The 16,838-nt window shown below is 31.9% G+C and carries 15 protein-coding genes; 6 read left to right on the plus strand and 9 right to left on the minus strand.

Annotated features, from left to right (window positions below; genetic code table 11):
• Positions 1-80: 80 nt before the first annotated feature.
• Entirely contained in the window at positions 81-1,199 is a 1,119-nt protein-coding gene (gene dnaN, locus FF125_RS08670; protein ID WP_138949396.1) for a DNA polymerase III subunit beta, read from the minus strand.
• Between the two features lie 214 nt (positions 1,200-1,413).
• On the opposite strand from dnaN, the gene FF125_RS08675 reads away from it, so the two are divergent.
• On the plus strand, positions 1,414-3,918 hold the full coding sequence (locus FF125_RS08675; RefSeq protein ID WP_138949397.1) for a PIG-L family deacetylase: 2,505 nt from the start codon (positions 1,414-1,416) through the stop codon (positions 3,916-3,918).
• A 128-nt stretch (positions 3,919-4,046) separates the two neighbouring features.
• Positions 4,047-5,771: a sodium:solute symporter gene (locus FF125_RS08680; protein ID WP_138949398.1), complete on the plus strand. Its 1,725-nt coding sequence runs from the start codon at positions 4,047-4,049 to the stop codon at positions 5,769-5,771.
• Positions 5,772-5,786: 15 nt separating this feature from the next.
• Here FF125_RS08680 and FF125_RS08685 read toward each other — a convergent pair whose 3' ends face one another.
• From FF125_RS08685 to FF125_RS08720, 8 genes are all read right to left on the minus strand, one after another.
• The gene (locus FF125_RS08685; RefSeq protein ID WP_138949399.1) at positions 5,787-6,212 is read right to left on the minus strand and encodes a hypothetical protein; all 426 of its coding nucleotides are present in this window, start codon (positions 6,210-6,212) and stop codon (positions 5,787-5,789) included.
• A 45-nt stretch (positions 6,213-6,257) separates the two neighbouring features.
• On the minus strand, positions 6,258-6,629 hold the full coding sequence (locus tag FF125_RS08690) for a hypothetical protein (RefSeq protein WP_138949400.1): 372 nt from the start codon (positions 6,627-6,629) through the stop codon (positions 6,258-6,260).
• Between the two features lie 165 nt (positions 6,630-6,794).
• Positions 6,795-7,925 (minus strand): DmpA family aminopeptidase, encoded by a 1,131-nt coding sequence (locus FF125_RS08695; RefSeq protein WP_138949401.1) that lies wholly within the window; start codon positions 7,923-7,925, stop codon positions 6,795-6,797.
• Between the two features lie 33 nt (positions 7,926-7,958).
• On the minus strand, positions 7,959-9,038 hold the full coding sequence (gene corA / locus FF125_RS08700) for a magnesium/cobalt transporter CorA (RefSeq protein WP_138949402.1): 1,080 nt from the start codon (positions 9,036-9,038) through the stop codon (positions 7,959-7,961).
• Between the two features lie 146 nt (positions 9,039-9,184).
• Positions 9,185-10,588 (minus strand): sulfatase family protein, encoded by a 1,404-nt coding sequence (locus FF125_RS08705; protein ID WP_138949403.1) that lies wholly within the window; start codon positions 10,586-10,588, stop codon positions 9,185-9,187.
• 297 nt (positions 10,589-10,885) lie between these two features.
• On the minus strand, positions 10,886-11,329 hold the full coding sequence (locus FF125_RS08710; protein ID WP_138949404.1) for a hypothetical protein: 444 nt from the start codon (positions 11,327-11,329) through the stop codon (positions 10,886-10,888).
• A gap of 155 nt (positions 11,330-11,484) precedes the next feature.
• Positions 11,485-12,096 (minus strand): trimeric intracellular cation channel family protein, encoded by a 612-nt coding sequence (locus FF125_RS08715; protein ID WP_138952479.1) that lies wholly within the window; start codon positions 12,094-12,096, stop codon positions 11,485-11,487.
• A 138-nt stretch (positions 12,097-12,234) separates the two neighbouring features.
• Entirely contained in the window at positions 12,235-12,951 is a 717-nt protein-coding gene (locus FF125_RS08720; protein ID WP_138949405.1) for an RDD family protein, read from the minus strand.
• A 111-nt stretch (positions 12,952-13,062) separates the two neighbouring features.
• On the opposite strand from FF125_RS08720, the gene FF125_RS08725 reads away from it, so the two are divergent.
• From FF125_RS08725 to FF125_RS08740, 4 genes are read left to right on the plus strand one after another with little or no spacing between them, the layout of a single operon-like run.
• Positions 13,063-14,034: a stage II sporulation protein M gene (locus FF125_RS08725; RefSeq protein ID WP_138949406.1), complete on the plus strand. Its 972-nt coding sequence runs from the start codon at positions 13,063-13,065 to the stop codon at positions 14,032-14,034.
• A complete protein-coding gene (locus tag FF125_RS08730; RefSeq protein ID WP_138949407.1) occupies positions 14,021-14,911 on the plus strand; it encodes a hypothetical protein in 891 nt (296 codons plus the stop codon). Before FF125_RS08725 ends, FF125_RS08730 begins: the two co-directional genes overlap by 14 nt.
• Positions 14,912-14,915: 4 nt before the next feature.
• On the plus strand, positions 14,916-15,641 hold the full coding sequence (locus tag FF125_RS08735; protein WP_138949408.1) for a DUF4129 domain-containing protein: 726 nt from the start codon (positions 14,916-14,918) through the stop codon (positions 15,639-15,641).
• Positions 15,642-15,690: 49 nt separating this feature from the next.
• Entirely contained in the window at positions 15,691-16,836 is a 1,146-nt protein-coding gene (locus tag FF125_RS08740) for a DUF4350 domain-containing protein (RefSeq protein WP_138949409.1), read from the plus strand.
• Positions 16,837-16,838 lie beyond the last annotated feature (2 nt).

A 16,838-nucleotide genomic window follows, 5' to 3' on the forward strand; every position in this document is an offset into this window, starting at 1 on the left:
TAAAACATACCGATTGGTCTTAAAATAAACCTTAAAAACAGTAATTAAAATAATAAAATAAAGGGGTCTTAATAGACTTTTTAACCATTTAACATTACAGGCATAACAAGCATTGTAATATGCTCACCTTCTTCTAAACCATCAATAGGTGTCAAAATTCCAGCTCTATTGGGTAATGACATTTCTAATAAAATTTCATTTGATTCTAAATTGTTTAACATCTCTGATAAAAATTTAGAATTAAAACCTATTTGCATATCATCACCTTCATAGTTACATTTTAAGCGTTCGTCTGCTTTATTTGAAAAGTCAATATCTTCTGCAGAGATATTTAATTCAGTGCCTGCCATTTTTAAACGTATTTGATGTGTCGTTTTGCTTGAGAATATAGAAACACGACGAACAGAATTTAAAAATGAACTTCTTTCTAAGGTTAACTTATTTGGGTTCTCTTTAGGAATAACCGCTTCGTAATTTGGATACTTACCATCAATTAGACGACAAACTAAAACTGTTTTGTCTATAGTAAATTTGGCATTCGCATCGTTATATTCAACACTAACGTCTTCTTGCGAACCTGATAGAATGTTCTTTAATAAGTTCAATGGTTTTTTAGGCATAATAAACTCAGCGACTTCACTTGCACTAACATCATTACGTGTATATTTAACCAGTTTATGAGCATCTGTAGCTACAAAAGTTAAATTTTCTTTAGAAAATTGAAAGAAAACACCACTCATTACAGGACGTAAATCGTCGTTACCAGAAGCAAAAATAGTTTTAGATATTGCAGTTGCTAATATATCTCCTGTAATTACAGTTTTACTAGGTTCTTCTAATTCAACTGCTTTCGGAAATTCTTCACCATCAGCATATGCTAAGGCATACTTACCACTTTCAGAGCTGATTTCAAGCGTATTATTTTCTTCAACAACAAAGGTTAAGGGTTGTTCTGGAAAAGTTTTTAAAGTATCTAATAATAATCTTGCATTGATGGCAACTTTACCATCTTCGTCAGCCTCAGCTTCAATAATTGTAGTCATTGTAGTTTCTAAATCTGATGCAGAAACTTTTAACTGATTATTTGACAATTCAAATAAGAAATTGTCTAAAATTGGTAATGTATTGCTATTATTGATAACACCTCCTAAAACTTGAAGTTGCTTTAATAATTGATTACTTGAAACTATAAATTTCATCTCTGTATAATAGGTTAAAATGTTCAATGTTTAGTCACTACCTTTTGCAGTAATTAAACGAGTTATATCAAAGCTCACAATGAAGTCTTCTAATATATTTACAAATATAGATTAATATATAGGAGCTAAAAAAATAAATTTTACTGTTTTATTCACAATCGTAAATTTTAAGTAGATTTGTGAGCCTAAGATTTAATTAGACTGATTAAAATTTATGAAAAAAATACTATTATTACTGGTAATTCTTGTTTTTGTTTTGCCAATTAATGCTCAAAAGCCTAATAAACCCAGTACTTCTGAGATTTACGAATCGATACAGAAATTAAACTTTTTAGGAACAGTACTATATGTAGCCGCACATCCTGATGATGAAAATACACGATTAATCTCCTATTTTTCGAATCATATTAAAGCCAGAACCGGATATTTGTCAATAACTAGAGGTGATGGTGGACAAAATTTAATAGGTTCTGAATTACAAGAACTTTTAGGAGTTATAAGAACACAAGAGTTATTAGCTGCACGAAGAACAGATGGTGGTGAGCAATTTTTTTCAAGAGCCAAAGACTTTGGGTATTCTAAGCATCCTGATGAGACCTTATCTATATGGAATAAAGAGGAAGTTTTAAAAGATGTGGTTTCCATTATTAGAAAATTCAAACCAGATGTTATTATTAATCGTTTCAATCATAGAACACCAGGTACTACACATGGACATCATACGTCATCTGCAATGTTAAGTGTAGAGGCATTTGATTTAGTTGGGGATAAAAATTTTAAAAGTCACAATCTATATGGAACGTGGCAACCAAAGAATTTATTTTTTAATACCTCTTGGTGGTTTTATGGAAGTCAAGAAAAATTTGATAAAGCTGATAAAACAAATTTATTAAGTTTTGATATGGGAGTTTATTATCCTTCTAAAGGATTGTCTAACCCTGAAATTGCGTCATTAAGTAGAAGTCAACATAGATCTCAAGGTTTTGGTAGCACAGGTTCAAGAGGTTCTGAATTAGAATATATAGAACTATTAAAAGGTACAATGCCAAAAAGTGGAAATATCTTTGAAGGGGTTGACACATCTTGGAACAGAGTAGTGGGAGGGAAAGTAATTGCTGATATTTTGGGTAAAGTGCAACAAGAATTCGATTTTAAGAATCCAGACCATAGCATACCTGAATTAATGAAGGCCTATCAATTGATTGATAATTTACCTGAGGGGCATTGGAAATCTTTAAAATTACCTGAAATTAAAAGTGTTATCGCAGCCTGTGCGGGATTGTATTTAGAGGCTAAAGCAGAAAGTTCATATAGTGCTTTAAATGAAAAGGTGAATATTGACATTGAAGCCATTAATAGGAGTGATGTACCTATTAAATTAACTGGTGTTAATTTGATGACTTCTTTCGAAAGTCCTATAAAAGGTCAAGAGTTTGCACACGTAAAAGATTTGGACAATAATCAATCATATACGTATACAGATCAACTTTACATTTCTGACAAAGAACAATTTACGGCTCCTTATTGGTTGACTGATGTGAGTACGTTGGGGATGTATAAAGTTAAAGATCATACCTTAATAGGTAACCCAGAAACACCACATAAAGCCACTGCAGTTTTCAGTTTGGTTATTGATGGTTTTCCTATTGACATAAAAAAGCCTATTGTTTATAAATATAACGATCCTGTAAAGGGTGAAGTGTATCAACCTTTTGAAATTTTACCAGTAGTAACGGCCAAAATTTCGAATAAAGTAAATATTTTTTCTGATAATTCAGTGAAAGAAATACCAGTAGTCATAAAATCTTCAAAAGATAATTTATCAGGTTCAGTTAATTTATGTTATCCTTCTGATTGGAAAGTAAATCCCGAAAAGATTGACTTTACCATCGCTAATAAAGGTGGAGAAAAAACAGTTATTTTTACGGTAACACCACCAAAAAATCAAAGTGAAGGATTAATGTCACCTATGGTAACTATCGGCGATAGTGTTTATACCAAAGAATTGATAAACATCGATTATGACCATATTCCTAAACAAACAATTTTAATGCCGTCAGAAGCTAAATTGGTGCGATTAGATATTAAAAAGAAGGGGAATTTAATAGGATATATTCAAGGTGCAGGAGATCAAATTCCTACAAGTTTGGCACAAATTGGATTTAAAGTTGAGGAATTAAGCGAAGACAATATAAGTTTAAATACGTTGAACAAATACGATGCTGTTGTGTTGGGTATTAGAATCTACAATGTAAGTGATAAAGCAAAATTCTACCAAGCCGCACTGCATAAATATGTAGAAAATGGAGGTACATTAATTGTTCAATACAATACGAACAGGGGGTTGAAAGTAGATACTGTGGCTCCTTATGAATTGAAATTATCGAGAGATAGGGTAGTAGAAGAAGATGCTACGGTAGGTTTTTTATCAGAAAATTACGGATTGTTAACTTCACCGAACACCATAGAACCAAAAGATTTTGAGGGGTGGATTCAAGAACGTGGGTTGTATTTTCCAAATGAATGGAGTAAAGATTTTACGCCAATATTATCAATGCATGATAAAGGAGAGTCGACTAAAAAAGGAAGCCTACTTATAGCAAAATACGGAAATGGGCATTTCATTTATACTGGTATTAGTTTTTTTAGAGAACTTCCTGCAGGTGTACCCGGAGCTTATAAATTATTCGCTAACATGATTTCAGTTGGTAAAAAATAAGAACAAATCTAATGAACGAGGATAAGAAATATACATGGCAAAAATTATATACATGGGTTTTAGTGGCCAATGCATTTTACGTGGTATTGTTTTATTTAATAATGAAATTATTTTCTTAAAAAATAGCTATGCAGCAAATTGATTGGATAATTTTAATCTGTACTCTTATTTTTATAGTTGCCTATGGTGTTTACAAAACCAGAGGAAGTAAAAATGTACAAGATTTTATTCGAGGAGGTAACGAATCTAAATGGTGGACTATTGGTTTGTCGGTTATGGCTACACAAGCGAGTGCCATTACATTTTTGTCCACTCCTGGCCAAGCATTTCATGACGGAATGGGCTTTGTGCAATTCTATTTCGGCGTACCTATTGCCATGGTTATTATTTGTTTGGTATTCATACCTATTTACCATCGTCTTAAAGTATTTACCGCATATGAATATCTCGAAAGTCGATTTGATTTAAAAACGCGAAGTTTGGCAGCTATTTTATTTCTTATTCAAAGAGGTTTAGCTGCGGGAATAACAATTTATGCACCTGCCATTATCTTATCAGCTGTACTGGGTTGGGATTTAATAACGCTGAATATCACCATAGGAATTTTAGTAATTATTTACACAGTTTCAGGTGGTACCAAAGCGGTGAGCGTAACTCAGAAAAGTCAAATGGCTGTTATTTTTACAGGTATGTTTATTGCTTTTTTTATGATTGTTAATGCCTTGCCAGCGGATGTTACTTTTACAAAGGCCTTAGATATTGCAGGAGCAAGTGATAAGATGAAAATATTAGATTTTTCATTCGATTTAGATAATAGATACACATTCTGGAGTGGTATTATTGGAGGTAGTTTTTTAGCATTGTCTTATTTTGGTACAGATCAAAGTCAGGTACAACGTTACCTTTCTGGGAAGTCCATAAAAGAAATGCAATTGGGGTTGCTTTTTAATGGTTTGTTAAAAGTACCTATGCAGTTCTTTATATTGTTAGTTGGGGTTATGGTATTTGTTTTTTATCAATTTAATGCTACCCCTTTAAACTTTAGTCCAATTGCTACTGAGACGGTATTAAACTCATCTTATTCTGATGAATATAAAGTGTTACAGGAAGAGCAAGATTTGATTTTCGACAAGAAACAATTGTTAATCAATGAATTTGTAGAAACGGAGAATGAAGACTTAAGTAAACAAATATCTGTAATTAATAATACTGATAAGGCCAATAGAGAAGCAGCACGTGAATTGATTAAATTGGCCGCTAAGGAAAAAGATGTCAAAGTCGAGGCGAATGACAAGGATTATGTTTTCATCCATTTTATTTTAAACAATTTACCCAGAGGTTTAATTGGTTTGTTATTGGCTGTAATTTTATCGGCGGCCATGTCTTCAACGGCATCAGAGCTGAATGCTTTAGGTTCTACAACAGCATTAGATCTATACAAGCGGAATGTAGTTGGTGAGAAATCGGAAAAGCATTTTATGATCGCTTCAAAGTGGTTTACATTATTATGGGGTGTTATTGCGATTTTAATAGCCTGTGTTGCCAATTTATTTGATAATTTGATACAGCTTGTAAATATAATTGGTTCCATATTTTATGGGAATGTACTCGGAATGTTCTTGTTGGCCTTTTTCATAAAATTTGTGAAGAGTAATGCGGTATTTACCGCGGCACTTATTACACAAGTAATTGTTATAGCAATTTATTATTTTACAATGTTCTTACCGGAAAGTCAAGGCGAAAAAGCCATGTTAAGTTATCTATGGTTGAATTTAATTGGTTGTGGTTTGGTAATGGGTATCGCAATTATTATACAAGCTACATCAGGAACAAAAAATAGGCAATTGGCTTAATAGTTTGATAGATAATTAAATGGTAACCAAGATGTCAATAGGCATCCATACCTTGTTTTCTAATGAATACCATACCTGAATCCATGATTGCTCATGTACCTTCCAAGAAGCTGCTGTGATTTCAATTTCATGGGTTAGATATTCTTTGTTAGGATACCGTTCTTTTATTAATTCTTCTAAATTAAAGGGAATATGATTTGCGGTTATTTTAATGATTTCTTTTTCTTGAGGCGTTCCATATTTTACTGTCGCTTCAGTTAAAGAGAGCATGTTTAATTCTTTTGTTGTTTTTGAAATAAGCGACGCGTCTGTTTCATTTTTTGCAATAGCATCATGCGTTTCTTCTTTTGGATTGGCTACGGTATCCTTTTTATCTTCACAAGAAAATATAAGAATCCAGAAGAATACCAAAAATACAATATGTTTAAATTTTATCATCATAGGTTAGCAAGTAGTATGTTAGGTAACGGAATGAAATTTAATAAATTACGCATTTGTGCGAACTTCAATTGGTTTCCATTCATTTTCTATAAATAAATACCATACCGTAAGTTCTGTGCTTGTTGGTCTTTTCCATTGAGCTTCAAGAAAAAATACTTTTTTAGACTTATATTCTTTATTTGGAAAATAGGTGTCTACAATGGCCAATTGTTCTTCAGAAAGATTTTTTGCTGCTACCTTTTTCTTATTACTGATTTGTGGCTCACCATAGACCTGAATGGCATTTGTGAATTTTACATGACTTAAATATAATTTTTCTTTTTGGATATCATCCGCTTTAGCATTGGTGTTCACTACTTCTTTAGTATTACAAGAAATTAATGATAGAACGATTAGTAGGGTTGCAAAAATTTTCATGATGTTTGTTTTTTATTATTTAAAACAAAAGTATCTGAAAACCTAGGCGTGCAAAAGCTGGTTTTTGGTGAAAATGAGTACCCTGAATACAGGGGTGTTCTTTAGAAGTGGTTGTAAAATAGTAGTTTATAGAGGTGAAGCTAAATAAGAAGCACAAATTTTTTTTTATTCTTCTTTAATGAGATTGTATTTTTTCATAATATCTAGAATATCAGGAATAGGCAGTGCCTTAATGGTGTGGTTATTTCTACCAGTCATATCTTTAGCGGCGAATAGTGAATTGATAATTGCTTCTTCTGTAGCTTCAATCGTTGCCATAAATAGTGGCGTCGTTTTACTGTTTTTTAATTCTTTACGTTGATAAAAAGTGGAGTCATTTTTTGAATCAATTAAATTTTCTTTTGCTGTAGAAAGAGCAATCACATAATCACCACTTCCATTGGAGGCAATGCCACCTGTTTTTGCGAGTCCTAACATGGCTCTTTTAGCCATTCTTTCTAGGTTTCTTGAACCTATTGGAGCATCGGTAATTACAACAATCATACAGGAACCATCCGCTTCCATTTCATTTTTATAGGGGTAGCTATTGAGTTCTTTTGCAATGGGAGCACCATTGATTTGTAATACGCCACCAAAATTAGTTTGTACTAATACTCCGACGGTATAGCCACCTAATGCTTCTGGTATCACTCTAGAGGAAGTTCCAATTCCACCTTTAAATCCAAAACAAACAGTACCAGTTCCAGCACCCACATTACCTTCTTCTACATTTGAAGTGCTTGCATTTTTAATAGCGTCTAACACATGCTTTTCTTTAACATGCCTTCCTTGAATATCATTAAGATAACCATCATTGGTTTCTCCTACAACGGAATTTACCGATCTTACATTTCGATTTTCGGTTTGGTTTAAGGTATATGTAATCAATGCGTCAGAAGCTTTCGGAACACTTAAGGTGTTCGTTAAAATTATAGGGGTTTCTATATTTCCTAATTCTTTTACCTGACTATACCCTGCTAATTTTCCAAAACCATTACCTATATAAATAGCTGCTGGTACCTTTATTTGGAATATGTTTTTAGCGTGTGGTAAAATGGCGGTGACTCCGGTTCTAATGCTATCACCATCAATTAAAGTAGTGTGTCCTACTTTTACGCCATCCACATCAGTAATTGCGTTTTGTTTTCCCGTTTTCATAACGCCAATTTCAATACCATAATCTCGGGCTCTTTTTTCTTGAGATGAGATGCTTTGAGAAATTAATACTGCAAAAAATAAAATATAGTTGAAGTTCATTTATGTATAGAATAATTTGAATTTAAAGAGCTATTACAACCACTTTTTCTTTTTAAAATAGAATAACAATCCAATTCCGATAGCTATAGAAATAGCCCAGAAATAATAATATCCATATTCCCATTTTAATTCAGGGATGGTTTCGAAATTCATTCCATAAATACCTGCAATAAAGGTTAGTGGAATAAAAATGGTAGCCATAATGGTAAGTACTTGCATTACCTGATTCATTTTAAGACTCAAGCTAGACAGGTAACTATCTTTTAAACCTGAAACTACATCTCTATAAGATTCTAAGATGTCAATAATTTGAATGGTATGATCATGAACATCATTAAAATATTTAATGTTTCTCGGGCTAATAAATTTGTCATTATCACGAAGTAATTTATTGACAGATTCCCGTAAAGGATAGATAGACCTTCTCAATACTAATAAAACATTTTTATAGGCATGAATTTTCTGTAATGATTTTTGTGAGGGATCGTTAAAGATTTCATCCTCTAAATCTTCAAGGTCATTACCAATGTTTTCAATGGCAATAAAGTAATTATCAACAATGGAATCTATGAGCGAATAAAATAGATAATCATTCTTTTTACTTCGTATTTGTCCTTTAGGAGCTTCAATCCGTTCTCTTATATGGCCAAAGACATCACCTGTTTTTTCTTGAAAACTAATGACATAATCTTTACTTAAAACCAGGCTAATTTGCTCACTATCAATGGTTTTTTCCACTTCGTCGTAACGTAGCATCTTTAAAGATAAGAAGAGGTAATTCTCATATTCTTCCACTTTTGGTCTTTGATTGGTGTTGGAGACATCTTCAAGTAATAAATTGTCAAGTTTAAAAATATCATGAAATTCATTAATGAGTTGGTAATTATGTATTCCATCAACATTAATCCAATTTACAGAATTGGGCTGCATGTATTTGTGAAGCTCTGCACAGGTGTCATATTTTACTTTAGAGAGCTCTTGAGGATTATAACTTATCATTTCTAATATAGCAGCTTCTGATCTTTCTTTACCAATATAGGTAATGCTGCCAGGAGGCAAGCCCGCTTTTTTAGAGGCGTTTGATTTCCTGTGTCTGATAGGTTTTTTTTTCAAGAGGTTTAAATTAAGGTTCTGTTTCAAAGATACTAAATTAAATAATTAGATATAGTAGCACAATTGACTGTTCATAACTCACCTAGAATGAAATACTATTTAAATTAAACTTCAATACTTTTAAAAAAGCACCATGTTACTTAGCATTACCATTTGTAAGGTACCGTTCCGGTGGAATCAACTTGATGTCCCCATTTTTTAACATACGTTGGTCCTGTTAAAAACGCATCGTCTAATGAGTTGAGTTGTTCAGCAAGTAATGCTTCCAAGTTTTTGGAAATAGAATTATAATCCGGATTTCCGATCAGATTGTTTAATTGATAGGGGTCTGCAATATTATCAAAAAGCAACCATTCGCCATTTAAGTCTTTAGCATAGGTATGTGTCTTTGTTACAATTCCTCTAAACTCTTTACCTCCTCGGCTTCTGTTCCATTGACCAAAAGGCTGAATACATGCTACAAGTGATGCTTTTCTATCATCTTCTTTTTTACCAAGTATTACTTCAGTAATATTTTCTCCATCTAAATTTTCTGGTATAGAAGCCCCTGACATTCCCAATAGGGTAGGAAGTATATCTAAGGTATTTAATAAGAAATCACTTTTTTTGCCTTCTTTTCCAAGCAATGCTGGATATTTAACAATAAAAGGTACTTTAACCGACTCTTCATAGATGCGTTGTTTTTTCGTTTCGCCATGGCTATTAATCATATCTCCATGATCAGAAGTAAACACGAAAATAGTGTTATCTTCAATATTACTTCGCTTTATGGCATCTTGTAATTGTTTAATGTAGCTATCAAGGGCAGAGCAATGTGCATAATATCCTTTTAATATGGCTTTTGTTTTCTCGGCAAGTTTTTCTGGTACATTTTGTCTTAGCTGTATATCAACATTTTCATATAAATCTTGAAATTCTTTAGGAGCCGTTGCATACGGAGCATGAGGTGGCCCCCAAGATAGCATTAAGGTAAAAGGTTTATCACTTTTAGACTGTTCTTCTATATAGGCAATAGCATCTTTTGTTTGAGCTTCAGCATCATAGCCATCCCAATTATGTAATTTATCATCGGTTCCCCAATAGGTAGAGTTATTGTAGCTGTGCGTACATTCTAACACTTTCCAATAATCAAAACCCTGTCTTCTTTCTTTCGGTATATAAGCAGAACGACCGTTACCATCTAAATGCCACTTTCCAATATAAGCTGTATTATATCCTTCTTGCTTAAAGAGCTTGGCAAAACTATTGGATGCTGGATTAAGCCTAATATCATTCATAAACATGCCCGTTTTTAATGGATATTGGCCCGTTAAGAGCATGGCTCTATACGGCGTACAAACGGGACTTGTAGAAACGGTATTGGTAAAATAAACGCCCTCAGAAGCAAGCTGATCAAGGTTGGGTGTTTTTACATCTTTATTGCCGAGATAGCCCATAGATGCTGCTCTCCATTGATCTGCAAAAACAAATACGATATTTGGTTGTTGAACCTTTGTGCTACATGAAATAAGTGTTGCAGTAATGCATAATATAAAAATAAGTTTTTTCATGATACGAATATAAAAATTTGTCACATTGTAAATGCAACAAAACCTTTGTTAAAGCACCAATACTCCCTGTTTTTGTTTTAAATTGTTGTGGTGCGTATTTTCTATTTGCTTTTCTTTGAAATTTTTAAAGATTTATTAATCCCATTAATTCCCCCAATAATCCAAAAAATCCCAAAAACCAATAAAATTAATGGGTTAATGTGAATTTGTTTATAAGAGAAAAAAACGGTTACAATCCCTAATACCAGCATTAGTATTCCAGCAATTAAGAGTTTTTTAGGATTATTATGTTGCATATTAAAGATCAATTAAAGTATTTATTTCTTTGAAAGGAGTGAAAATGAAACTTTTGGGAGGCATTCTAATAACATTTTCTTCAATTAATTTTCCATTACGATAAAGTTTGTAATTCTGAATATTTAAAACAATGGAGTCACCTTTTTTTACTGAACTAATACTATTAAAAACTAAATTTGCTTTGTTGTTTTTTATTACGCCTAAATATCGCTTTAAACTTTTTCTCTCATCGTAATTTTGAATGTTTGATTCGGTTATTTCAATTACGATTATACCAAGGTTCTGCTCATAGGTTAAAGGTTTTACTTCTGTTATTTTACCTTTTAGTTTTAAATTAACCTCTTTATAATATTTATTATCCTCTTTGTATTCATTTGAGTCAATAATAATTGAAACCACAAAAATGGAAATCATTATGGATATTACTACAAAACTTCGTTTCAACCTCTTTTTATTTATTTTGTTCAAATTCACCACAATAATTGTACAACCACATCGCAGTTATATTATTTATAGTTGCAAGTTATAAATTTAATTAATTTTTAGGTGCTGAGATAAATTTTCTGAGTTAATAAAACTTTTGAAACTAAAGAACAGCGTTAGCCTTTTGTATCGGCAATAAAAGTAGGTAGACTAAGCTTAAATTTCACAGAAATTAACCGAATCAATATTACTATCAGAGAAGTAATAATATAGTTGATATTAACTGGTACATTAAATGTACTTAAGGCTAAAAATGTGATGGCTCCAACAATACAGGCACTGGCATAAATTTCTTTATGAAAAATTACGGGTATTTCATTACAAAGAATATCTCTAATTACACCTCCAAAAGTTGCAGAAACCACTCCTAAAGCTACGCAGATAATAGGATGTAAATCTTGCTGTACGCCAATTTCAGTACCAATGATGGTAAAGATACCGAGTCCGATAGTATCAAATAAAAATAAGGAAGTGCTTAAGTAGTTTATCTTTTTTCTAATAATTATCGCAAAAATAGTAGCACCAATAATTGCATAGACATAGTTGAGGTCAAGCATCCAACCTACTGGAGTTCTTCCAATAAGCACATCACGTAAGGTTCCGCCACCAACGGCTGTTGCAAAAGCAATAATAAAAACACCAAAAGGATCAAACTTTTTATGGATAGCGGTTAATGTACCAGATACAGCAAAGGCGATAGTTCCTAAAAGATCTAAAGAATAAAATATAGTCATGGGTTCAATTAATAAACAAATTACAAGTACCAAATAACAACTAATGTTCACATCTCAATAAAACAAAATAATTTAATTTTTTTAATTTTTGAGATTTATTTGGTTTTTGTTATCTGATTTTTTGTTGCTTTTTTATTGTTGTGTATAATAGTTGTAATCTTTTATGACCAAATCAACAAAGTCAACGGCCATCATATCTGTTTTTATATCTGTTATTTCAATAATTTTTTTATGTAATTTAACGATAACGCCATGATTTCCTTTTCTTTTAGCGGTTCTATATAACTCTTTAATCGATTGAATATCAGCATCAGAAAGCATGGTGACTTGAGGGTATGTTGGTACATAATTATCAGGAATATCTGCTACTAACGTATCGTGAATTGTAACTCGTTTTTTTTCTGAAATAACCGTTGTAGATGCTGCAATATCTCCAAGACGTTGCCCTTTACCATTTAATAATAACGTTAGTAAAGCTATAGAGCCAGAAGCAATGTCTATATCAATTAAACGTAACATCCATCGTATTAGGTAACTGCCAAAAGTAGGTTTAGATCCATCTATTTTTACTACGCGTATTTTATTAGCATATTTTCCTGGTGTTTGTCCATTCATTAATACTTCAAAGATTAAGCTGTAAAAGAAAATAGGTAATCCCATAATAGTAAGGATGAGCCAAGAATCCATATTTTGTTCAATGCCAATAGCGTTTAATATCAAAAACATTATAATGTAATACCCAACAATAATTAATAGATCTATAAGAAAAGAACCTATTCTGGTACTCACATTGGCAACATTTTGATTAATGCTTACATTTTGGGCGGTTTCTATTTGAAAATTATCCATTTTTACGTTTATTTGTACAAATAGTTTTGGAAACTAAAAACAGGCGAATATAAAAAGAATCTACAATTTAAAATATGATTTTTCTTTTTATAAAAGAATTAAAAAATAGCAATGCGAGAAGCGGCTTTTGTAAAAAAACATAAGGAAAGATGGCAGTTATTTGAAAATGTGCTATCCAACCAACAACAAATTTCGCCCGATAAATTATCTGATTTATACATAGAAATTACAGATGATTTGAGTTATGCCAAAACCTTCTATCCTAAAAGTAATACTGTAAAATACTTAAATACAGTAGCGTCTACTGCTCATAGAAAGATTTACAAAACAAAAAAAGAAGGAAAGAATAGACTTGTTAGTTTCTTTAAAACGGAATTTCCTTTAGCGTTTTATGCCCATCGTAAACAATTATTAATTGCGTTTTTAGTATTTGCATTTTTTACCATAGTAGGTGCTTTTTCTGCTGCTAAAGATGGTGACTTTGTGAGGCTTATACTTGGTGATTCTTATGTGAATATGACTCTAGAAAATATTGCCAAAGGTGATCCAATGGCTGTTTATAAGCAGGAAGGCGAAACGGCAATGGCGGTTTCAATAACTATTAATAATATAAAAGTAGCCATGTATGCTTTTCTATTGGGGATGTTATTCTCTGTAGGTACGCTGTATATAATGATGCGAAATGGTATCATGTTAGGTTCCTTTTTGTATTTTTTTTACGACAATGATTTACTATGGGAATCAACCCGTACCATTTGGATCCACGGTACCATAGAAATTTCGGTGATAGTGATAGCCTCATGTGCGGGAATGGTATTAGGTAATGGTCTCCTTTTTCCGGGAACGTATACCCGATTAGATTCTTTTAAACGCAGTTTCAAGGCGGGGTTAAAAATTATGGTTAGTACCATTCCGTTTTTTATTGTCGCAGGTTTTTTAGAAGGGTTTGTGACAAGACATACAGAAATGCCAGATTGGTTGGCTTTATTAATTATAGCGGCCTCCTTATTTAGTATATTATATTATTACGTTTATTATCCAATCAAATTAACCAAACAAAATCTAGAATATGGAGAATCATAGTTTTATTGAATTTAAAAAGGAAAGAGATTTGGGTGCCATAATTAATGACACTTTTGCCTTTATTAGAGAAAATTGGAAATCTTATTTTAGTGCCATAATTAAAATTGCAGGACCATTTATTTTGGCGGGATCAATATTGATGGTTGTAATTTTAGGTTATTACCTAGGAGTTGCTGGTGAAATGGCGGGTATGGTAAATAGTTCAAATCCTAATGATATGTTTGGATTAATGATACCTATGTTTGGGTGGATTGGCTTGATGGTAGTCGTATTTATGTTGGTCTTTATCATGGTGTCTTTAACATCGTTATATTATATAAAATCTTATATAGAGAATAATGGAGAGGTCAACATTGAGGATGTAAAATCAAATACATATAAAAATATATTTAAATTTTTAGGTTTAGGGATTCTAATAGTGTTAATGATTGGTTTTGGAGCTGTTTTATGTTATTTACCCGGTATTTATTTATGGGTAGTATTATCCTTAGCTACTTCAATTATGGTATTTGAAGATAAAAGTGTTGGCGAAAGTATCTCACATTGCTTTGTTTTAATAAAAGAACAATGGTGGAACACTTTTGGGGTGTTACTTGTGGTAACTATTTTAGTTAATATATTAGGATATGCCTTTTCAATACCTGCAATGTTCTATGATTTGATAAGTGGAGGTACAACAATTGGAAGTAATGATCCCACAGAAATTGTAAAGGCACTTAATGATCCTATTAGTATGGGTTTAAATATAATTTCTTTTATAGGTAAATTTGTATTGTCTTCAATTACATTAATAGCATCTGTTTTTATCTATTACGATTTAAATGAGCAAAAGAATTTAACAGGAACCATCGAAAAAATTGATAGTTTAGGTCAATAATCCTTTGAAAAAAATCTTATTTTACATATTCGTTTTAGTTACTTTAAACAGTAATGCTCAACAAGATTCGCTAAAGGTTCAGGTAGATAAGCAAGCCATTGAATTAAAAAAGTTTGATACGAACAACCTTGACGACTATAATGCAGATAAAAATTTCAATTATAAAGTTGAAATAAGAGAGCCTTCTATGTTAGAGCGGGCACTCGATTGGTTGTATCGAGTGTTTTTGAATATATTAAGAGCTATATTTGGTAATGAGGTTGCCACAGGTATTATGGGATTTTTGGTTAGAATTATACCTTATGCTATTGCAGCGGTTGTATTGTTTTTATTGATAAAATTCTTTTTAAAAGTGAATACAAGTAGCCTTATTTCAGGCACTACAAATACATCAACAGTTCGATTAACTGATGATGAAGAATTGATAAAGAGTGAAGACTTACCCGAATTAATAAAAAATGCAATTGCTCAAAAAAATTACAGACTCGCAGTAAGATACTATTACCTTATGGTTTTACAAAAGCTGTCTAACTCAGAGATAATTGATTGGCAACAACAAAAAACAAATGAAGATTATATTAAAGAAATAACATCCGAAACTTTAAAACATAAGTTTGCGTCAGGTACCTATTTGTATGATTTTGTTTGGTATGGAAATTTTGAATTGAATGAAACAGAGTTTGTAAAAGCAGAAAATCAATTAAACGAACTTACAAAATTGATAAAGTAATTTGAGTAAGAGATCTAAAATATTGTTAGGGGGTGCTATACTCGTGTTTATGGCTTTTATTTATTTGGAAAGCGTTAAGCCTAAGCCATTAAATTGGTTTCCTACCTATGCTGCAAAGCACAAATTACCTTATGGTACTTATGTGTTGCGTAACGAATTAGAAACTATTTTCCCTGATACAGAAATTCAAGACATTACCACTCCTCCTTATGTTTTTTTGCAAGACACAACCAAAATGGGAACCTATTTTTTTGTTAATGATGGAGTAAATTTTGGTGAAGATGAGTTTAACAAGTTGTTGCAATTTGTAGAGCGAGGTAACGATGTCTTTATATCAACGCACGGTACTAATATTGATACCTTACATCTAAAAACCGAGGGGATTTCTTCAGTTGAATATGAGCAAGATGTGTTTTTTAAGCTTTATAATAAGAATTTAAGTAAGAAAGAATTTAGTTTTGATAGAGGTTTTTATAACACTACTTTTTCTGAAATAGATACCTTAAAAGCAACAGTGTTGGGCATAACAGGCTATCTCAATTCGGATGGGGAAAGGGTTTCTGAAGGCATTAATTTCCTTAAAGAACCTTATGGAAAGGGGAATTTTTATTTTCATACTTTTCCTGAGGCATTTACCAATTATTATATTTTAAAATCGCCTAACCAGCAATATACCGCTTCAGTGTTGTCTTATTTAGATGCTTCAAAACCCATTCTTTGGGATGCTTATTATAAAACGGGAAAGAGCCAAATAACATCGCCAATGCAATATATATTAGGCTCAAAAAGTTTGAAATGGGCCTATTATATCACCTTAATTGGGGTACTAATTTTTATTATTTTCGAAGGGAAACGCAAGCAACGTTATATTCCGATTATTACACCATTAAAAAATCAAACTTTGGCATTTACGCGTACCATAGCAAATATGTATTACGAAAAGTCAGAACATAAAAATATTGCAGAACATAAGATTACCTATTTGTTAGAGTATATTCGCACTAAATTACATGTGCCAACGGTAACTATTAATGATAGTTTTTATACTTATGTAGCTTCAAGAAGTGGACATAAATTGGACGATGTAAAAAAGCTTTTTAAACTGATAGACGTAATCCATCAAAAAAATACAATTACAAAGGAAGAATTGATTGGTCTTAATTCTTTAATAGAAAAATTTAAAAATCCTGTATAGAC

This window comes from Aureibaculum algae, assembly GCF_006065315.1.
In the GTDB taxonomy this organism is placed as follows: Bacteria; Bacteroidota; Bacteroidia; order Flavobacteriales; family Flavobacteriaceae; genus Aureibaculum; species Aureibaculum algae.